Source organism: Streptomyces sp. NPDC059443 (assembly GCF_042750105.1).
Classification (GTDB): domain Bacteria; phylum Actinomycetota; class Actinomycetes; order Streptomycetales; family Streptomycetaceae; genus Streptomyces.
The window spans coordinates 176106-194179 of the sequence record NZ_JBHYVM010000007.1 but is presented as its reverse complement, the minus strand read 5'-3'; the positions used below and the strand labels follow the sequence as shown (position 1 = coordinate 194179).

18 protein-coding genes and 1 pseudogene are annotated in these 18074 nt (G+C 71.6%); 8 read left to right on the top strand and 11 right to left on the bottom strand.

Going from position 1 to position 18074, the window contains the following annotated elements; all coding sequences use genetic code 11:
* Positions 1-167 precede the first annotated feature (167 nt).
* Complete coding sequence (locus ACFXDJ_RS09595) at positions 168-1496, top strand: chaplin (protein ID WP_384653778.1); 1329 nt, start codon at positions 168-170, stop codon at positions 1494-1496.
* A gap of 172 nt (positions 1497-1668) precedes the next feature.
* Positions 1669-2013 (top strand): hypothetical protein, encoded by a 345-nt coding sequence (locus tag ACFXDJ_RS09590; protein ID WP_384653776.1) that lies wholly within the window; start codon positions 1669-1671, stop codon positions 2011-2013.
* Positions 2014-2125: 112 nt separating this feature from the next.
* Here the strand turns inward: ACFXDJ_RS09590 and ACFXDJ_RS09585 are convergent, their stop codons facing one another.
* Both ACFXDJ_RS09585 and ACFXDJ_RS09580 read right to left on the bottom strand, forming a co-directional pair.
* Positions 2126-2365 (bottom strand): chaplin, encoded by a 240-nt coding sequence (locus ACFXDJ_RS09585; protein WP_112450817.1) that lies wholly within the window; start codon positions 2363-2365, stop codon positions 2126-2128.
* A gap of 157 nt (positions 2366-2522) precedes the next feature.
* Positions 2523-3089 (bottom strand): hypothetical protein, encoded by a 567-nt coding sequence (locus ACFXDJ_RS09580; protein WP_384654277.1) that lies wholly within the window; start codon positions 3087-3089, stop codon positions 2523-2525.
* A gap of 291 nt (positions 3090-3380) precedes the next feature.
* Here ACFXDJ_RS09580 and ACFXDJ_RS09575 point away from each other — a divergent pair, with 291 nt between their 5' ends.
* The gene (locus tag ACFXDJ_RS09575; protein WP_384654280.1) at positions 3381-3794 is read left to right on the top strand and encodes a rodlin; all 414 of its coding nucleotides are present in this window, start codon (positions 3381-3383) and stop codon (positions 3792-3794) included.
* A 134-nt stretch (positions 3795-3928) separates the two neighbouring features.
* Here ACFXDJ_RS09575 and ACFXDJ_RS09570 read toward each other — a convergent pair whose 3' ends face one another.
* A complete protein-coding gene (locus tag ACFXDJ_RS09570; RefSeq protein ID WP_384654283.1) occupies positions 3929-4567 on the bottom strand; it encodes a vitamin K epoxide reductase family protein in 639 nt (212 codons plus the stop codon).
* A gap of 192 nt (positions 4568-4759) precedes the next feature.
* Between ACFXDJ_RS09570 and ACFXDJ_RS09565 the strand changes: the two genes are divergently transcribed.
* Positions 4760-5533: a DUF6227 family protein gene (locus tag ACFXDJ_RS09565; protein WP_384654286.1), complete on the top strand. Its 774-nt coding sequence runs from the start codon at positions 4760-4762 to the stop codon at positions 5531-5533.
* A gap of 24 nt (positions 5534-5557) precedes the next feature.
* On the opposite strand, the gene pfkB is transcribed toward ACFXDJ_RS09565, so the two are convergent.
* The 3 genes from pfkB to ACFXDJ_RS09550 form a co-directional block, all read right to left on the bottom strand.
* Positions 5558-6499, bottom strand: a complete 942-nt coding sequence (pfkB, locus tag ACFXDJ_RS09560; RefSeq protein ID WP_384654288.1) for a 1-phosphofructokinase — start codon at positions 6497-6499, stop codon at positions 5558-5560.
* Positions 6496-7257, bottom strand: a complete 762-nt coding sequence (locus tag ACFXDJ_RS09555; protein WP_384654291.1) for a DeoR/GlpR family DNA-binding transcription regulator — start codon at positions 7255-7257, stop codon at positions 6496-6498. Before ACFXDJ_RS09555 ends, pfkB begins: the two co-directional genes overlap by 4 nt.
* Positions 7258-7390: 133 nt before the next feature.
* Positions 7391-8926: an MFS transporter gene (locus tag ACFXDJ_RS09550; RefSeq protein ID WP_384654294.1), complete on the bottom strand. Its 1536-nt coding sequence runs from the start codon at positions 8924-8926 to the stop codon at positions 7391-7393.
* An 88-nt stretch (positions 8927-9014) separates the two neighbouring features.
* Here ACFXDJ_RS09550 and ACFXDJ_RS09545 point away from each other — a divergent pair.
* Positions 9015-9470, top strand: a pseudogene (locus ACFXDJ_RS09545) (helix-turn-helix transcriptional regulator); the annotation flags it as partial.
* Positions 9471-9571: 101 nt separating this feature from the next.
* Here the strand turns inward: ACFXDJ_RS09545 and ACFXDJ_RS09540 are convergent.
* Complete coding sequence (locus tag ACFXDJ_RS09540; RefSeq protein WP_384654296.1) at positions 9572-10549, bottom strand: RNA polymerase sigma factor RpoD/SigA; 978 nt, start codon at positions 10547-10549, stop codon at positions 9572-9574.
* Between the two features lie 547 nt (positions 10550-11096).
* Here ACFXDJ_RS09540 and ACFXDJ_RS09535 point away from each other — a divergent pair.
* A complete protein-coding gene (locus ACFXDJ_RS09535) occupies positions 11097-11744 on the top strand; it encodes a Uma2 family endonuclease (RefSeq protein WP_384654299.1) in 648 nt (215 codons plus the stop codon).
* On the opposite strand, the gene ACFXDJ_RS09530 is transcribed toward ACFXDJ_RS09535, so the two are convergent.
* The 4 genes from ACFXDJ_RS09530 to ACFXDJ_RS09515 form a co-directional block, all read right to left on the bottom strand.
* Entirely contained in the window at positions 11716-12102 is a 387-nt protein-coding gene (locus ACFXDJ_RS09530) for a hypothetical protein (protein WP_384654302.1), read from the bottom strand. The genes ACFXDJ_RS09535 and ACFXDJ_RS09530 overlap by 29 nt on opposite strands.
* Positions 12095-12859 carry a dioxygenase gene (locus ACFXDJ_RS09525; RefSeq protein WP_384654324.1) on the bottom strand — a complete coding sequence of 255 codons (765 nt, stop codon included), beginning with the start codon at positions 12857-12859 and terminating at the stop codon, positions 12095-12097. Before ACFXDJ_RS09525 ends, ACFXDJ_RS09530 begins: the two co-directional genes overlap by 8 nt.
* 142 nt (positions 12860-13001) lie before the next feature.
* Positions 13002-14546 (bottom strand): MFS transporter, encoded by a 1545-nt coding sequence (locus tag ACFXDJ_RS09520; protein ID WP_384654304.1) that lies wholly within the window; start codon positions 14544-14546, stop codon positions 13002-13004.
* 92 nt (positions 14547-14638) lie between these two features.
* Positions 14639-15397 (bottom strand): TetR/AcrR family transcriptional regulator, encoded by a 759-nt coding sequence (locus ACFXDJ_RS09515; protein ID WP_384654307.1) that lies wholly within the window; start codon positions 15395-15397, stop codon positions 14639-14641.
* Between the two features lie 259 nt (positions 15398-15656).
* Here ACFXDJ_RS09515 and ACFXDJ_RS09510 point away from each other — a divergent pair, with 259 nt between their 5' ends.
* Together ACFXDJ_RS09510 and ACFXDJ_RS09505 are read left to right on the top strand one after the other, a co-directional pair.
* A complete protein-coding gene (locus ACFXDJ_RS09510; RefSeq protein WP_384654309.1) occupies positions 15657-16937 on the top strand; it encodes a M6 family metalloprotease domain-containing protein in 1281 nt (426 codons plus the stop codon).
* Between the two features lie 181 nt (positions 16938-17118).
* A partial coding sequence (locus ACFXDJ_RS09505; protein ID WP_384848625.1) for a zinc-binding dehydrogenase occupies positions 17119-18074 on the top strand: 956 nt, incomplete at its 3' end.

Here is an 18074-nt window from a genome sequence, read left to right as displayed (position 1 = left end):
CCCCGGGGGCGATCCGGCCGACGAAGGTCTCGAAGGACACGAAGATCACCTCCATCGACCCGTAGTTCCCGTGGTGGTCGAGCTCCGCGTTGAGGATGTTCGCGGTGCACTCCGAGGCCACCTTCGATTCAGCACCGGCGGCTGAGCCGGTAGACAGGGAAGGACCCATGCGACAGGTACTGAGCCGACAGGTACTGGGCAAGGGGGTGCTCACCGCGGCCGCGGCGTCGAGCCTGCTGTCGATCGCGACCGGCGCGGCGTACGCGCACCCCGGAGCCATGGCCGAGGCTTCGCATTCACCGGGTGTGCTGGCCGGCAACAGCGTCTCGGTACCGATCACCTTCACACCCAACGTGTGCGGCAACACCGTCGACGCCGGAGCGGGCCTCAACCCCGCGATGGGCAACAACTGCGCCACCACGACCGGCTCCGAAGCCGGGCAGGACTACGGGCGCTACCTCAGCCCCGAGCAGGCGGAGGCCTTCGAGCGCTACCTCAACGAGCGCGAGTCGCGCCGCGGGAACGGGTACGGGGAGCAGCGCGAGGAGGGCGGCTACGGGGAGCGCGGCCCCGAAGAGCACCACGCGCAGGGCGGCTACGGAGACCGCGGTCCCGAGGAGCGTGCCCCGCGGCACCAGAGCGGCGGCTACGGGGACTCGGGCGAGCGGGGCGGTGAGGAGGAGTGCGACGACCACCCGGCACCGGAGCACCCGGCACCCCGGCCGCAGCATCCCCCGAAGCAGCACACCGAGCACACCGAGCACACCGCGCCCCCCGCTGCGGCCCCCGCTCCGGCTCCGCACCACGCGCCCCCGGCGCCGCAGCCCAAGCCGCAGCCGAAGCCCGAGGCGGAGCACCCGGCGCCGAAGCCGCAGCCCGCGCCCACGCCGGCGCCCCCGCCGGCGCCCGCTCCGAAGCCCGCACCGGCGCCCGCCCCCGTACAGGAGGCGCCCGCGCCGCAGCCGGCTCCGGCGCCCGCTCCGGCACCCGCACCGGCGCCCGCGCCGATCCCGGCTCCCGTCCCGGCACCGGTCCAGGAGGCTCCCCAGCCGCTCCCGGCTCCGGCCCCGGGTCCCGCTCCGGCTCCCGCTCCCGCTCCCGCGCCCGCCCCCGTAGCGGAGGAGGCGCACACGCTCCCCGCCCCGGCCCCCGTCGCGGAGGAGGCGCCCGCGCCGATGCCGCCGCACGGCAGCCAGGTCACGGAGCACCCGGCGCCCGTACCCGCGCCCGCGTCCGTCCGGCCGGCCGACCAGCCCCCGGCGGCCCCGGCCGGTGACCTGCCGGTCCACCTGCTCCCGGCTCCGGCACCCGCCGCCCCGGCACCCGCTCCGGCGCCCGCGCCGCTCCCCGCTCCGGCTCCGCAGGCGACACCGGTTCACGCCCCCGCGCAGGAACTCGCCGCGACCGGCGCCGGGCAGACCGGCGCGGCGGCGGCTCTCGCCTCGGCCCTGATCCTGGGCGGCGCCATTCTCTACCGGAGGTCCCGTATCGCCTGACGCTTCGGCAATACCGGTAATCGGAATAAATATCGGCCGGAAAGTCCCTTGTCGGACTCTCCGGCCGTTGCCGTGTTCGGTTCCGCGTTTCCGTAGCGGCGGGGAATCGTTAGCCAGGGCGAAAGTGTCGCGACGGTCGCCACTGGCCGCCCCCCGGATAAAGGACTTGATAATGAAGCTCTCCAAGGTCGCCGCTGTAGTCGTCGGCTCCGTCGCCGCCCTCGGCGCCGCCCCCGCTTTCGCCGCGGAGGCGCCGGCCGTCCCCATGAGCGCGACGAGCGGGCTGACCGAGGTCCTGGGCGCGGTGAACCCCGTCACGGAGGCCCTCCCCAACACCGTGGCCAACGGGATGGCGGAGCAGGGCGAGAGCGTCCAGAAGGTCGTGACCACCGTCCAGAAGGTCAACGAGGTCCGCAACAACGCGCCGGGCGAGGTCATGCACCTCGCGAACGGGGCCACCCAGGCGTCCCCGCTGCTGGGCGGTGTGAAGCTCAACGGCGGCGCCAACGGCCACTGACGGGTCCGGACCGCCTCCCCGCGGGAGCGGCCGGAACCGCGGGAACCGCGGAAACGACTGTGGGCGCCACCGGCGAGGCCGGGGCGCCCACAGTCGCTCGTCGCGTCTGACGTCAGTCGTTGACGCAGGTGTTGCCGAACGCCGGGTTCAGCGCGCCGATCACGTTCACGGAGTTGCCGCAGACGTTGATCGGGACGTGGACCGGGACCTGAGCCAGGTTGCCCGAGAGGACACCGGGGGAACCCACGGCCGCGCCCTCGGCCGACGAGTCGGCCATAGCGGAGCCGGCGGCACCGGCCGCAGCGAGACCAGCGGTGGCCAGGACCAGGGCGGCCTTCTTGGCAGTGTTCATGGGAAGTGCACCTTCTCTTCGATGTTCTGCCCCGATTCCGGGGCTCACATCGAGCGAAACGGTCCACCTCCCCAGACGACACGGTTCCGCACGTGATCAGACCTGTTCAGCCCAATAGTCGTAACCACGTGCGGGTCCGTATTCGATTCCCTGCCCCCTACCAGCGGAAGTCAGGGATCTTGATCTTGGGCACCATGCCCGCCGGCATCTTGACCGGGGACCCCGGTACGGCCGGAACCGCCGCCGGAGTCTTGGGCGTCGCCGGAACCGCGGGCATCGCCGGTACGGCGGGCACCGCCGGTGCCGCCGGCACCGCCCCGACCGGATCGGAGACCGGGAGGGCCGGGATGGAGGGGATGTCGGGGATCTTGGGGATCTCCGGAAGCCCAGGGATCGAGGGGATCGTCGGCAGCTTGATGTCCGGGATCCCCGGGAGGGCCGGGAGCTTGGGCAGTTTGATCTCGGGGATCTTGATCCCCGGGAGCAGGGAGCCCAGGCTCTTGGTCAGGTCCGCCAGGATCTTGCTGACCTGCGCGAGGAGGTCGTCGATGGGGCCGGCGGCCGCCACCTTCTCGCTGATGAGTTCCTCGGCGGCCGCCACTCGTTCCGTGACGGCACCGGCACCTTCGGCGGCGCCCGCGGGGGCGGCCGCGCCGGTGAGTATGACGACCGCGAGGGCCGACGGGACGAGGACGCGGATGCGGGAGGCCTTGGTGCGGTGCATGGATGTTCCTTCGGTGGTCGCACGAAAGCGGACCCGAGCGATCCGCCTCCTTACCCACCGTGCGAACACGCTCTACGGACCGCAACAGGAGCGCGAGGACCCGAACCCCCTTCCGAACCCCGTTCCGGGCCGCGTACGGGCTTCGCGCACCTGTCCGGGGGCGGTCCACCCGGCCCGGGGAAAACCCGGCCGCCCGCAGGCCGTTTGAGTGAAGCAGCGGAACCAACCCCCCGAGCGGGCAGTTGATCAGGGCGCTCCACTAGCGGGCACTCGTGCGACAAAAGGATCAAGATGCTCAAGAAGATCATGACTGCTGCCGCGGTCACCGCCGCCGCCGTCGGCGCGGGCGCTGCTGTCGCGGCCCCGGCCATGGCCATCGGCAACGACAACGGGATCAACACCGTCAACGGCAACGGTGCCCAGCAGATCTACGGCAACCAGAAGACCCACGGCGACATGAGCCCGCAGCTCGGCGTCGTTCAGGGCACCCTGAACAAGCCCTGCATCGGCCTGCCGGCGAAGATCAACGCCCAGTCGATCCTCGCCGTCATCGCCAACGTCGGTGTCCAGGACATCAGCGTCCTGTCCAACCCGCAGAACCAGCAGTGCACCGAGAACTCCACCCAGGCCAAGGGCGACGAGCCGCTCTCGCACATCCTGGACAACATCCCGGTCCTGTCCGGCAACGCCTCCGCGGGCAGCTGATCTCCGCTCCCTCCCCTCGTGGTCCGGGCGCCCCGCGCCCGTGAAGCGATGCGGTCGACACCAGCGGTGAGACGTGACGAGGGCCCCGGCAGCCTCCAGCTGCCGGGGCCCTCGCGCGTCCGGGGCCGGTCGTTTCAGGCCGTCCAGAACTCCCACCACCGGGTGAGGATCAGCATCCCGATCACTCCGGTGTGCAGGGCGGGCGGGGCCCAGCCGAACTCGGTGAAGAAGCCCCGTACGGGGGCGGGCGCAGGGAGGATGCCCGTACGGACCGTGTACGCGGTGACCGCCCAGAACATCAGCAGGGTGGCCACCCAGGTCAGGCAGCACCACAGGCAGAGCGCGTTGATCTCGTAGAGCGACTGGACCATCAGCCAGGAGCAGAAGCCGACTCCGAAGAGGGTGCCGGCGTTCAGTCCGAGCCAGAACCAGCCGTTGTGGCGGGCTCCGGCCAGCAGACCCGCCCCGACGCAGACGACCGCCCCGTAGGTGGCCAGCCCCAGCATCGGGTTGGGGAAGCCGAAGGCCGCCGCCTGGGCGCTCTTCATCACGCTGCCGCAGGAGACGACGGGGTTGAGGCTGCAGGCGGGCTTGAAGGCCGGGTTCTCCAGCAGCAGGAACTTGTCGAGGGTGATGACCCAGGAGGCCAGCACCCCGGCGGCCCCGGTGAGCACCAGCAACCAGGCCAGTGCGCGGGGGGCGGCGGGCGGTCCGGCGTTGTCGCGATGCGGCTGCCCTTGCTGACGGGGGACGCCTACGGTATTCGTTGCCATGCGGCCCATAGTCCCGCCTTCCGCCCGATATCGGCTCCAACCATGCCCATTCACACGGAGGTTGACCCCAAGGGGTGGCGGGAACCCCTGATGCTTCCCGGACGTTTTACCGAACCCCGGACGTGATGTCAGACCCAGGGGCTACGTTGAGCTCCCTTGAAGTCACAAGCTGCGACGGCCTGGAGACCCACCTTGAGCGATCCGTACGAGACAACCGAGGCGCACCTCGATCGACTCCTGGGCCGCGCCCTCAACTCCTTCGACCTTCCGGACCGGTTGGCCGGGCGCCTCTCCACGGCGCTCGCGCACAGCTCCTCGCTCCACACCACCCGCCACAGCCCGGCGGCGGGTCAGTGGCGGGAGATCCGGCGCTACACCTACCTGCTGGCCGACGGCGATTCGGTGGCGCTGTGGGAGCTGGCGCACCGCCCGGCGGGCAGCCTGGCGGTCCGCTACGAACTCTTCGCGAGCAGGCCCGAGATATGCCTGGCGGTGGCCCGGCTGTTCGACGAGGTCCCCTCGGCGGTGGCGCGTGACTTGACGGAGGCGCGGGCCGAGGAGGAGCCGGAGAGCGACATCGCGGTGCTGAGCGCCCTGTTCGCGAACCCGACCCCGGCCCAGCGGCACCGCGAGTACGCGGTGGAGGAGTCCGCGGACCACGCCCGCCGGGTACTGCGCCGCGCGGAGAACCCGGACCGGCCGGGAGAGCGGGTGGCGCTGCTGCTGCGGACGGCCTACGCGCACCGGATCACCCAGGCGTTCGGCACCCGGCAGTACCTGGCGGACGGGCGGGACGCCGGTTTCAGCCTGTACGAGCACGCGTTCATCCTGCTGGACGGGAGCGAGTTCAGCCTGTGGGAGGTCGAGCACACGGCGACCCCGGACGGGCGGCACATGTGCGAGGTGTACGAGACCGAGGCGGCCGCGCGCGGAGCCATGAAGCTCCGCGCCCAGCCCCTCCGGTGAGACCGCTCCGGTGAGGCGGTCCCGCTAGATTTCGGACAGGCGGAGGTCCAGGGGCGGGTGCCGGGTGATGTGGACCGCCTCGGGTCGCAGATCCGAGGGGGCCGGCATCACGCTGCCGGGGAGCTGGACCGCGGCCGCGCCGTGGGCCAGGGCCGAGGCGAGGGCCTCGGGCCCCGTACCGCCCGCGATCAGGAAGCCGGCCAGGGAGGCATCGCCCGCGCCCACATTGCTGCGGACCGAGGAGACCGCCGCCGTGCCGTAGTACGTGCCCTGCGCGCAGACCAGGAGCTGGCCGTCCGCGCCGAGGGAGGCGAGGACCGCGCCCGCGCCCAGCTCGCACAGTTCCTCCGCCGCCTTGACCGCGTCGCCGAGGGTGGCCAGGGGGCGCCCCACCGCCGCCGCGAGTTCCGAGGCGTTCGGCTTGATCACGTCCGGGCGGGCCGGGAGCGCCGCGAGCAGCGCCGGGCCGGAGGTGTCCAGGGCGATTCGGGCGCCCGCTTCGTGGGCGCGGGCGACGATTTCGGCGTACCACTCGGGCCGCAGGCCTCGCGGGAGGCTGCCGCAGCAGGCGATCCAGGCGGCTCCGCCCGAGCAGGTGCGGACCGTCTCCAGGAGGAGGGCCGATTCCTCGGGCGTGAGCTCCGGGCCGATCGCGTTGATCTTGGTGAGGGTGCCGTCCGGTTCGGCCACCGAGATGTTGGAGCGGGTCTGGCCCGCGATGGAGACCGCCGTGACGTCCACGCCCTGGGTACTGAGGAGTTCGGCGATCAGCGTGCCCGGCGCACCGCCGAGCGGCAGGACCGCCGTCGTACGGACGCCCGCGGCGGCCACCGCACGGGAGACGTTGACCCCCTTGCCCCCGGGGTCGACCCGGTCGCCGGTGGCGCGCAGTACCTCACCGCGGCCGAGCGAGGGGACCTCGTAGGTCCGGTCGAGGGAGGGGTTGGGGGTGACGGTGAGGATCATACGAGCACGACTTCCGTACCGGCGGCTTCGATCGCCGCCTTCTGAGCGGGGTCGAGCCCCGAGTCCGTGATGAGGAGGTCCACGTCCGAGAAGGAGCCGAAGCGGGCGAAGTGCTCCTGTCCCGCCTTCGCGGAGTCCGCGAGGAGCACGACCCGGCGGGCGGCGGCCAGCGCGGCCCGCTTGACGGCGGCCTCGGCGAGGTCGGGGGTGGTCAGACCGGACTCGGCGCTGAATCCGTTGGCCGCGAGGAAGAGGACGTCGGCGCGGATCTCGGCGTACGCGCGCAGTGCCCAGGCGTCGACGGCTGCCCGGGTGCGGTGGCGGACCCGGCCTCCGACGAGGTGGAGGTCGATACCGGTGTGGTCGGCGAGGCGGGCCGCGACGGGCAGCGCGTGCGTGACCACGGTGAGGGCGGTGTCCACCGGGATCGCCGCCGCGAGGCGGGCCACGGTGCTGCCCGCGTCGAGGACGACGCTGCCGCCGTCGGGGAGTTCGGCGAGGGCGGCGGCCGCGATGCGGTCCTTCTCGGCCGAGGCGGTGGCCTCCCGCTCGGTGAGGTCCGGCTCGAAGTCGAGGCGTCCGGCCGGTATGGCGCCGCCGTGCACCCGGCGGACGAGGCCGGCCCGGTCCAGGGCCTTGAGGTCGCGGCGCACGGTCTCGGCCGTGACCTGGAAGCGGTCGGCCAGGGACAGGACGTCGACCCGGCCCGCCTCGCGGGCGAGGCGGAGGATCTCCTGCTGGCGCTCCGGTCCGTACATGTGGTTTCAGATCCGTTCGATGCCCGACTCTGTGGATTGCTCCCCACCGTACGCCCATTTGGCACGAAAACAAAAGAAACGGGCATATCCGCCAACAGAAGCGGACATGCCCGTCAGGGGCGTGGAGGGCCCTTTATGCGGCGGTGTGCGCCCGGCCGCCCTCGCGCTCGTCGATCGGGACCGCCTTGCGCGGCAGCACGAACATCACCGCGAAGATCACGACCAGGACGGCCGCGACCCACCACAGCGCGCTGTGGAACGCCTCGACGTACGGCGGCCCGAGGACCAGGTCGTCGTCGATCATCCCGAAGAAGACCACGGAGGTGAGGGCCAGGCCCAGCGCGTTGCCCATCTGGCCGGTGGTGTTGATCAGACCGGACGCCGAACCCGCGTGCTCGCGCGGCACCTCGGACAGGATGGTGTCGTTCAGCGGGGCGATGATCAGGCCCATGCCGATGCCCATGACCACCAGCGGGGCGACCATCTGCCAGGTGGCGATGTTCATGCCGTAGCGCTGGGCCTCCCAGATGTAGAGGAGCACGCCCGCGGCCATGACCAGAGCACCGGCCTGGAGCACCTTGCGGCCGAAGCGCGGGACGAGCTTCTCGACCGAGGGGCCGGCGGAGACGGAGACGGCGATGGAGAAGGGGATGCCGGTGCTGCCCGCGTGCAGCGGCGTCCAGCCGAGGCCCATCTGCATGTAGAGCGTCCAGACCAGGAAGAAGATGCCGGTCGCCAGGCCGAAGGCCAGCTGGACCGTGATGCCGCCGGCAAAGCTCTTGATCTTGAAGAGGGAGAGCTCCACGAGCGGGGAGCCGTCCTTCTTGATCTTGTACTTCTCGTAGGCGACGAAGGCGACGAAGACGAACGGCGACGCGATCATGCAGACGAAGCCCCACAGCGGCCAGCCGTTCTCCCGCCCCTGGGTGAGCGGGAAGATCAGCATGACCAGCGCGAGGGTGGCGAGGACGACGCCGACCAGGTCGAGGCGCAGGGCCTTGGGGGCCTTGGACTCGGAGATGAACTTGCGGCCCAGGATCACGGCCGCGATGCCCACGGGCAGGTTGATCAGGAAGATCGTGCGCCATTCGAGGCCGAACAGGTTCCACTCGGTGAGCAGCGCGCCGAGCATCGGTCCCGAGACCGCGCCGAGGCCGACGATCACGCCGAACATGCCGAAGACCTTGCCGCGCTCGTGCGGCGGGAAGGTGACGTGGATGATCGCCAGGACCTGCGGGACCATCATGGCCGCCATGCCGCCCTGGAGGAGGCGGGAGGCGACGAGCATCGCGGGGTCGGCCGCGACGCCGCAGAGCAGCGAGGCGATGGTGAAGCCGGCGACGCCGACGAGGAAGAGCCGCTTGCGGCCGTAGATGTCACCGAGACGGCCGCCGGTGATCAGGCCGGCGGCGAAGGCGAGCGCGTAGCCGGCGGTGATCCACTGGATCGCGCTGGTCGAGGCGCCGAAGTCCTGACGCATGCTGGGTATCGCGATGTTGACGATCGTGACGTCGACCAGGTCCATGAAGGACGCGGTCATCACGATGGCGAGCGCCAGCCAGCGGCGGCGGTCGGCGGGCGAGCTGGTCTCTGCGGGGGTGTCGGTCCGCTCTTCTTGTACGGGCCCGTTCTTTCCTTCGGGCGATGTCTGGGTCGTCTCGGTGCTCATGAGTACAAACTTAGACCTCATCTAGGTCAGTCCGTGTCCTATTGGCTGGCAATCTTGAATCATGACCGACACCCCGGCCCGGCTGCTCGGCTACCGCCTGGTCGCGGGCGCCGCGATGCCGCCGCTGCTGCTGGACGACGAGGAGGCGGTGGCGATCGCGGTGGGCCTGCGGGCGGGGGCCGGGCATGCGATCGAGGGGGTGGAGGAGGCGTCCGTACGGGCCCTCGCGAAGCTGGAACAGGTCCTGCCGGGGCGGCTGCGGCACCGGGTGAGCGCGCTCCAGTCGGCGACGGTCGCGGCGACCCGGGGGGACTGCCCGAGCGTGGACCCGCGGACGCTGACGGCGATCGCCTCGGCGGTGGCGGGCCCGGAACGGCTGCGGTTCGCGTACCGGGCGCGGGACGGCGCGGCCTCGCGACGGCTGGTGGAGCCGTACCGGCTGGTCAGCACCGGGAGCCGCTGGTACCTCGTGGCGTACGACATGGAACGCGAGGACTGGCGGACCTTCCGGGTGGACCGGATGCGGTTGGCGGAGGCGGCGGGCCCGTAGCGGGCTGGATTTGCCCCTGGCGGCAAAAGGGAGCCCCCGGCGCCTGGGGGGGATAGGCGCCGGGGGCTCGTATGTGGGGCTTCGTCGGGGGCCGGTCAGGCCACCGCGTCGAAGCCGGTGTCGCGCGCCATCCGCTTCAGTTCCAGCAGGGCGTGCTTCTCGATCTGGCGGATCCGCTCACGCGTCAGGCCGTGCTGCTTGCCCACTTCTGTCAGCGTACGCTCCCGGCCGTCCTCTATGCCGTAACGCATCTTGATGATCGAGGCCGTCCGCTGGTCCAGCTTCCCCAGCAGGTCCTCCAACTCCTCGCTCCGCAGCAGGGACATGACCGACTGCTCGGGAGAAATGGCGGAGGTGTCTTCCAGCAGGTCGCCGAACTGCGTGTCGCCGTCGTCGTCCACCGACATGTTCAGGCTGACCGGGTCGCGCGCCCAGTCCAGGACGTCGCCCACGCGCTTCTCCGTCGAGTCGAGCTCGGCGGCGATCTCCGCGTGCTCCGGGTCCCGGCCCTTCTCGCGGTTGAACTCGCGCTGGACCCGGCGGATCCGGCCGAGCTCCTCCACCAGGTGGACGGGGAGGCGGATGGTGCGGGACTGGTCGGCTATGGAGCGGGTGATGGCCTGGCGGATCCACCACGTGGCGTACGTGGAGAACTTGAAGCCCTTGGCGTAGTCGAACTTCTCGACCGCGCGCACCAGGCCGGCATTGCCCTCCTGGATGAGGTCGAGGAGCGGCAGGCCGCTGCGCGGGTAGCGGCGGGCGACGGCGACGACCAGGCGGAGGTTGGAGCGGATGAAGACTTCCTTGGCACGCTCGCCTTCGGCGGCCAGTGCCTCCAGCTCCTCCTGGGAGGGCGTACCGCCCTTGCGCTCCATCGCTCCGTCGAGGATCTGCTGGGCGTACACGCCCGCCTCGATGATCTGCGAGAGCTCGACTTCCTTGGCTGCGTCGAGCAGCGGGGTACGCGCGATCTCGTCCAGGTACATGCCGACCAGGTCGCGGTCTGCGATCTCCCCGCCCACAGCGCGAGCGCTACTCGTGGACTGACGACGGGCGACGGCGCGGGTTGCCATGCGTGCTCCCTTGCGATGAGTTCTGTCGCGGTGGTGCGGCTGCCTGGACACTCTCCCGAGTGCCCGCTTCCGAAGGAAACAACGACTGGAATCGGGACAGAATTCCCACGTCGCCTCCTCGTTTTCGAGATCTTGCAGTATCCTACGCGGCCACCAACCGGCCCGAGGGGATCGGGAATGGCCCCAGAGCCCGAAGAGGCGCAGGTCAGACCCGGAATGGAGGCCGATCCGGAGGCCCTCGCGGACCTTTATGACCACCACACACGTGTGACCGCCGCCACGCCCGGCACGGCCGCTTCCACTCCGAAACGACGCCGCCCATGGCCGCACTCCCACCCTGAAGACGGCCCGCACCGGCTTCTGGTTGCCTGGACTGGCGATCGAATCACCGGATTCATCACAAGTCACGCATTCGCGGCGCTCGCCGACCACCCGTCCGAGTGAGGCTCCGGCATATTCCTGCGGCATGCGACAAGGCGTCCCTAGCGTCGGGGAGTCGCTTGTGCCATCCGGCCTGCGACGCCCACACTCAGAGGAGGTGCTGCACATGACCGCTCTCGCCCACGAGACGCTGGAGGCCGTAATGCCGAAGGTCGCGACTCCCCCGTCGGACCTTGACGACGTCCTGTGGCAGGCATGGAAAGCCATGGAACTCCCCGAGGGCTACCACGCCGAGATCGTCGAGGGGTTCATCGAGGTGTCACCCACGGGTCGCTATTCACACGGCCGGACCGCCAATCGCCTGAGGGACCAGCTCGTCGTGTTCCTCGCCGGTGGCGAGTTCGCCGCCCGCCAGGACATGAACGTCATCCACGAACGCAGGGTATGGATTCCCGATCTGTTCGTCGTGCCGGAGGATGCCGAGGAGCACGTCACCGAGGACGATCTGGGAATCGACGCCTCCGCCGTACAGCTGATCGTCGAAGTCGTCTCACCCGGGAGCGAGAACATCACGCGCGACCGGACGCGCAAGCGCCGCGAGTACGCCCGTGCGGCCATTCCCGTGTACGTCCTGATCGACGACTTCGATGACGGCGGCACCGTCACCGTGCTGACCTCACCCAACCCCGAGAAGGCTGCCTACGAGGACGAGGTGCGGGCTGCGTACGGGACTCCTGTCTCGATTCCCGCCGGAGCAGCCAAGGGCTTCACCATCGGCGAGGACATCACCGGTCCGGGTCGGGGCGGCGGGTAGCGACCGTCGGGCAGGCGTGGCAGGCGGGTGGGCCCGACTGGGTCCACCACTTGCAGGACGGGCGGAGGTGGCAGGCCGGGAGGGCGGCCGCCGCGGGTGGCGGGGCAGCCGTCAGGCGGACGGCCAGGGTGCAGGTGTCGCCCTCGCGGTTGAGGCAGTGCGGGGCGCAGTGGGAGGCCAGGCGCAGCAGGCGGCGCGGTTCGGCGCCGGGCGGGAGCTCGGCCAGGGCTTCGGCCGCCGGGCGCGGGGCGGGGAGGTAGGCCGGGGGGCCGTCGAGCCCGGCGCGGACGGCGAGGACCACCGACTCCGCGGCGTACGCCGAGCCGCTGGGGCACCAGAGCTGCCCGGCGCTAGCCAAACTGCAGGGACCGCTTCGAGAGGCCCATCCAGAAGCCCTCGACCGGGGTGGTGACCGCCGGGCCGAGGTCCCGTTCCGAGGCGCCCAGGGTGACGAACAGCGGGGCGAAGTGCTCCGTGCGCGGGTGCGCCAGGCGGCCGGCCGGGGACTTGGCCTGGAAGTCGAGCAGGGCGTCGACGTCGGCGCCGGCCAGCGCTTCGCGGCCCCACGCGTCGAACTCCGCCGACCAGGCGGGCACGCCCGGCCCGGTGTGACGGAGGGCGGCCAGGTTGTGGGTGAAGAAGCCGCTGCCCACGATCAGGACGCCTTCGTCGCGCAGCGGGGCGAGCTTGCGGCCTATCTCCATCAGGCGGCGGGGGTCCAGCGTCGGCATGGATATCTGGAGCACCGGGACGTCGGCCTCGGGGAACATCTCCACGAGCGGGACGTACGCACCGTGGTCCAGCCCCCGGTCGGGGATGTCCTGGACCGGGGTGCCCGGGGCCTTCAGCAGTTTGCGGACGGCCGCCGCCAGCTCGGGGGCGCCCGGAGCCTCGTAGCGGACCTGGTAGTAGTGCTCGGGGAAGCCCCAGAAGTCGTAGACCAGCGGGACCCGCCGCGTGGCGCCGAGGGCGAGCGGCGCCTCCTCCCAGTGGGCGGAGACCATCAGGATCGCCCGGGGGCGGGGCAGGGCGGCGGACCAGGCTGCCAGTTCGCCCGGCCAGATCGGGTCGTCCGCCAGGGGCGGGGCTCCGTGGCTCAGGTACAGCGCCGGCATCGTCATCAGGGGCTCCAGGAATCGTCACGGCGGGCCGCCACACAAAGACTAACCCCGCATCGTTCAAATTTGAACGATGCGGGGTCTTCAGTCATTCCCGCCACCCCGGAGCCGGGGCCCGCCCGGTCAGTGGGCGATCAGGTCAGTGGGCGATCACCGGAACCTGTACGTCGGCGTCGGCGTCGGCGCCCTCGCCCTTGGCGACCGCGCCACCCGCGCCCGGACGGCCCGTGGTGATCAGGGCCAGGGCGATGAGGGAGCTGGCGACCAGGATGCCGACCGCCCACCAGATCGCCGAGGCGTACCCCTCGACCATGCCCTGCGCCTGGATCAGCTTCGCCGCCGGGCCGCCCGCCGCGGCCTCGGCCGCATGGTCGGTCAGGTACGCGGTCGTCGCCGAGGCCGCGATCGTGTTCAGCAGGGCGGTGCCGATCGCGCCGCCCACCTGCTGCGAGGTGTTGACCATCGCGGAGGCGACACCGGCGTCGGCCGGGTTCACCCCGTACGTGGCCAGGGACATGGCGGGCATGAACGCCGTGCCCATGCCGAGACCCAGCAGCAGCTGCGCCGGCAGGATCAGCGCCGGGTAGGAGGAGCCGACCTCAAGCTGCGTCAGCAGCAGCATGCCGGTGGCGGCGACCATGAAGCCGGGGCCCATCAGCAGGCGCGGGGGGACCCGCGTCATCAGGCGGGCGCCGATCTGCGTGGAGCCGGTGATCATGCCCGCGATCATCGGGAGGAAGGCGAAGCCGGTCTTGACGGGCGAGAAGCCCTTCACGACCTGGAGGTAGTAGGTGAGGAAGAGGAACAGGCCGAACATCGAGATGACGGCGAGGCCCAGCGACAGGTAGACACCGCCGCGGTTGCGCTCCAGCAGGACGCGCAGCGGCAGCAGCGGGGAGGCCGTGCGGGACTCGACGAAGACGAACGAGGCGAGCAGCAGCGCCGAGGCGACGAACATGCCGACCGTCAGGCCGTCCGACCAGCCGGCCGACTCGGCGCGGGTGAACCCGTAGACCAGGGCGACCAGGCCGGACGTGGACAGGACCACGCCGGGGATGTCGAGCGGCGCGCGGTTGCGGCCGCCGGCCGGCTCGCGAATGATCATCCAGGCGCCGACGGCGGCGATGATCGCGAACGGGATGTTGACGAAGAACGTCCAGCGCCAGTTGAGGTACTCGGTGAGGAACCCGCCGAGGATCAGACCCACGGCGCCGCCGCCACCGGCGATCGCACCGTAGATGCCGAAGGCCTTGGCCCGCTCCTTGGCGTCGGTGAACATGACGGCCAGCAGCGAGAGCGCGGCGGGCGCGAGCAGCGCGCCGAAGGCACCCTGGAGGGCGCGGGCGCCGAGCATCATCGCCTCACCCTGGGCGGCGCCGCCCAGCGCGGAGGCCAGGGCGAAACCGATGAGACCGGTGATGAAGGCGTTCTTGCGGCCCCACTTGTCGGCGATGCGGCCGCCGAAGAGGAGCAGTCCGCCGAAGGCCAGCGCGTACGCGGTGATGACCCACTGGCGGTTGCCGTCCGAGATGCCGAGGTCGGTCTGGGCGGACGGCAGCGCGATGTTCACGATGGTGGCGTCGAGGACGACCATCAGCTGCGCCAGGGCTATGAAGACCAGAGCCTTCCAGCGACTGGGGTCGACGGAGGCAGCCAGCGGCGGATTCGCGGCTGTTTTTGACATGGGGGTACCCACTTCGTGGTGCGAGATGACTGAAAATGGCTGAATGCGACTTTAGAGCGGGTTTTCGACGCTAACGGGTGCGACCCGGGGCGTCACATGGTTTTCCGCCTCAGATCCGCCAGCGTGGTCGCGGTGCCCGGCAGTTCCGAGCGGGCCGGGGCCCTCAACCCGTCGAGGAACAGCTGCAGATGACGGTGGACGAAGACGTCCGTGTCGAAGCAGGCGGTGCCGGGCAGGGGGCGGCTGAGCTGGGAGAGGGCGATCATCAGATCGCCCACGCCGATGTCGGAGCGCAGCAGCCCGGTGGACTGACCGGCGGCCAGCAGGGTCTCCACGGCCTCCTCCAAAGCGCTCCGGGAGGCGAGCAGTTCGGGGTGCTCCCGGTCGAAGTCACTGGAGAGCATGGGGCACAGGGCGCCGATCCGTTCCTCCGCCGCCCCGTGCGTGAAGCGGCAGAGCGCGGCGAAGGCGTCCGGTTCCTCGGCGAGCGAGGCGTTCGCCAGCTCCGTGACCCGGTCCGTCACGAACACCACGACGTGGTGGATGAGCGCGGGCCGATCGGGGAAGTGCCGGTAGAGCGTGGCATTGCCCACGCCGGCCCGGCGGGCGATCTCGTCGAGGGGGGCGGCCGGGCCGCATTCCACGAGCACCTCGCGCGCGGCGGCCAGGATGCGCTCCCGGTTGCGGACGGCATCGGCGCGCGGCCGCGGGACCGGGGACGCCTGAGCCGGGGCCGCCCGGCGAGCCGCCGCCGCACGGCAAGCCGCGGGCGCGGGCGCCGAGAGGTCGAGTGCGGCCTCCGGTCCCGGCACGGGCAGGTCCGCCGGAGCGGTGGTGGCGGGGCTCTTCATCCGGGGCCTCCTCGGCACGGTGACGCGTAGGTCCGCTCGAAACGGGGAGCAGCTCCCCGGTTCGTGGGGACTCTCCTTCAAACGGGGAGAACGTCCCCGGTTATTTCACTCTCACGTGTGACCTGGGTCACACCACTCCAGGCCCATTGATCCCGTTTGGCCTCTCCCGGCGCGCGAGTGCGGCCCGGCCGTCGGAGGGTGATCGAACAGAGCGCAGACCGGACCCGGCCGGCTGCCGCGGACCCGAAGGCCGATCGCCATGCCGCAGACGCGCCACCGGATACGCAAGCCGAACCGCACCGGCGTCTTCATCGGCGTCACCGCACTGGCCCTCGGGGTCACGGCCACCGCGAGCACCGGCATAGGCAGCCGCGGCCACTCGGCCGCCGGCCCGGTGTCCGCGACGAGCGTCGAGTCGGCGCTCGCGCCCTGCCGGATCGCCGGCGCGATGGGTGTCCAGATGTCCGAGGGGCTGCCGACCCCACCCGGATACGCGCGCTCGACCGGCGAGGTCCGGGCGCTGAACCTGATGATCGACTTCCCCGACGCCAAGGGCGAGGGCGCGGCCACCGACCGGCTGGCGGAGTTCTTCCCGCAGACCTCGGACTGGTTCCGCACCAGCTCCTACGGGCGGCTCACCTATCGGGCCGAGGCGCCGATACGGAACTGGCTGCGGATGCCCATGCCGTTCTCGGCGTACGGGATCGAGCGCGGGTCCGCGTACGAGTCCGGCTACCGCCAGCTCGTCGAGCACATCGTGAAGGCCGCCGACGCCGAGGTCGATTTCTCCCGGTACGACCTGATCAACATCCTGGTCACGCCGAACGCCGGGCCCTCCGCCCTCGACACCGTCCTCTCCGTCACCTTCTCGGGCAACAGCGAGGCCCCGATGGCCGACGGCGTCCCGCTCGCCAACACCTCCTTCATCTACAGCCGCCAGGACGACGGCTCCGGCTCCTACCGGGAGACGGGCTACCGCGTGCTCCCCCACGAGAACGGGCACGTCTTCGGCCTCCCCGACCTGTACACAGCGGACGGCGGCGGAACCGTCGGGCACTGGGACGTCATGAGCGAGGACTGGGGCGCCAACAACGACCTGCTGGGCTGGCACAAGTGGAAGCTGGGCTGGCTCGACAGCTCCCAGATCAGCTGCGCCGGGAAGTCCGGGGTCAGCGACCACATACTGTCCCCGCTCGCCACCGAGGGCGGCACCAAGCTGGCGTTCGTCCCCGTCTCGGACAGTGCGGGCTACGCGGTGGAGGTGCGCACCCGGGCCGGGAACGACGAGGCCGTCTGCAAGCCCGGGGTCCTCATATACAAGGTCGACTCCGAGGTGGACACCGGCCGCGGACCCGTCACCGTCGCCGACAGCGCCGGCCGCAGCGGCGGCTGCACCCGGCGGCCCAACGTCCACGCGGAACTCTCGGACGCGCCGTTCAAGCCGGGCGAGACCTTCACCGACGAGAAGGCGGGCATCAGCGTCTCGGTCGTCGGCGAACTGCGCAACGGCAGCTACCAGGTCCGGGTCACCCGCCCGTGACGGGCCGTCCGGGACGGAGGCGGGCGTCCGGGACGGAAGCGGGTGTCCGGGACGGAAGCGGGATCAGGTCGAGTCGCTCGGCCCGGCGTCTCGCGACCTACGGCCCCCCGCGGGACCGGATCCGTGCGGTGAGAGTTGAGGCACCAGCCGTGTCACGACGTCACGACGTACAGGAGACCCCTTGAAGGCCTTCGCGCTGCCCCGGACCGGGGAACCGCCCGCCGTGATCGACCTGCCCGTCCCCGAACCCGGGCCGGGCGAGGTCCTCGTACGCACCACGGCCGCGCTCATCTGCGCCTGGGACGGGCACACCGCCGCCGGAGCGCCCACCGGGCTCGGCCACGAGGCCGTGGGCGTCGTCGAGGCGGTGGGCCCCGGGGTCTGCCCGTCCTTCGTCACCCGGCGGGTCGGCGTGGAGGGCCACGGGAGGCTCGCCGAGTTCTTCCGCGCCCCGGCGGCCGGGGCGGGGCTGGTCCCGCTCCCCGACGCCGTCACCGACCACCAGGCCCTCTACGCGGCCGGCGCGCTCCCCACCGGCTTCGCCGCCGCCGAGGAGGCCGGGCCGCCCGCGGGCGGGACCGTGGTCGTCTTCGGGCAGGGGGCCGTGGGGCTCAGCGCGACCATCGCCGCCGGCCGGCTGCGCGGCGCCCGGGTCATCGCGGTCGAGCCGGAGATGAAGCGGCAGCGGCTCGCCCTGCGGTTCGGGGCGGACGTGGTGATCGACCCGGCCTACGAGGACACCGCCGAGCGGATCCTGGAACTGACGGGCGGCCGCGGAGCCGACCGCGCGATCATGGCGAGCCCCGCGCCCGCCGCCGCGTCGGCGGCCCGTGCGGGGCTCGCCGGGGGCGGGAGGATCACGTACGCCCGTTGCCGGCCGCCCCGGAGCAGCGGTGCGCGGCTCGCGCGGGCGCTGCACCTGATCCAGGACGGGCTGGTGGACCCGACGGTGATCACCACCCACGAGTTCCCCTTCCATCGTGTCGGGGAGGCCTTCGCCCGGCTCACCGCCGGGGAGCCGGGCATGATCAAGCCGGTCATCCTGTTCCCCCGCGCGGGGGGGGGGGGGCGGCCGCCCCCCCCCCCCCCCCCCCCCCCCCCCCCCCCCCCCCCCCCCCCCACAAAAAAAAAAAAACA

Bases quoted from the DNA above. Each gene is read 5' to 3' on its own strand.
- ACFXDJ_RS09555 (WP_384654291.1), bottom strand. From the start codon at position 7,257: ATGTACGGACCGGAGCGCCAGCAGGAGATCCTCCGCCTCGCCCGCGAG.
- ACFXDJ_RS09515 (WP_384654307.1), bottom strand. From the start codon at position 15,397: ATGAAGAGCCCCGCCACCACCGCTCCGGCGGACCTGCCCGTGCCGGGA.
- ACFXDJ_RS09550 (WP_384654294.1), bottom strand. From the start codon at position 8,926: ATGAGCACCGAGACGACCCAGACATCGCCCGAAGGAAAGAACGGGCCC.
- ACFXDJ_RS09510 (WP_384654309.1), top strand. From the start codon at position 15,657: ATGCCGCAGACGCGCCACCGGATACGCAAGCCGAACCGCACCGGCGTC.
- ACFXDJ_RS09585 (WP_112450817.1), bottom strand. From the start codon at position 2,365: ATGAACACTGCCAAGAAGGCCGCCCTGGTCCTGGCCACCGCTGGTCTC.
- ACFXDJ_RS09575 (WP_384654280.1), top strand. From the start codon at position 3,381: ATGCTCAAGAAGATCATGACTGCTGCCGCGGTCACCGCCGCCGCCGTC.
- ACFXDJ_RS09535 (WP_384654299.1), top strand. From the start codon at position 11,097: ATGACCGCTCTCGCCCACGAGACGCTGGAGGCCGTAATGCCGAAGGTC.
- ACFXDJ_RS09525 (WP_384654324.1), bottom strand. From the start codon at position 12,859: ATGCCGGCGCTGTACCTGAGCCACGGAGCCCCGCCCCTGGCGGACGAC.
- ACFXDJ_RS09520 (WP_384654304.1), bottom strand. From the start codon at position 14,546: ATGTCAAAAACAGCCGCGAATCCGCCGCTGGCTGCCTCCGTCGACCCC.
- ACFXDJ_RS09590 (WP_384653776.1), top strand. From the start codon at position 1,669: ATGAAGCTCTCCAAGGTCGCCGCTGTAGTCGTCGGCTCCGTCGCCGCC.
- pfkB (WP_384654288.1), bottom strand. From the start codon at position 6,499: ATGATCCTCACCGTCACCCCCAACCCCTCCCTCGACCGGACCTACGAG.
- ACFXDJ_RS09595 (WP_384653778.1), top strand. From the start codon at position 168: ATGCGACAGGTACTGAGCCGACAGGTACTGGGCAAGGGGGTGCTCACC.
- ACFXDJ_RS09580 (WP_384654277.1), bottom strand. From the start codon at position 3,089: ATGCACCGCACCAAGGCCTCCCGCATCCGCGTCCTCGTCCCGTCGGCC.
- ACFXDJ_RS09540 (WP_384654296.1), bottom strand. From the start codon at position 10,549: ATGGCAACCCGCGCCGTCGCCCGTCGTCAGTCCACGAGTAGCGCTCGC.
- ACFXDJ_RS09570 (WP_384654283.1), bottom strand. From the start codon at position 4,567: ATGGCAACGAATACCGTAGGCGTCCCCCGTCAGCAAGGGCAGCCGCAT.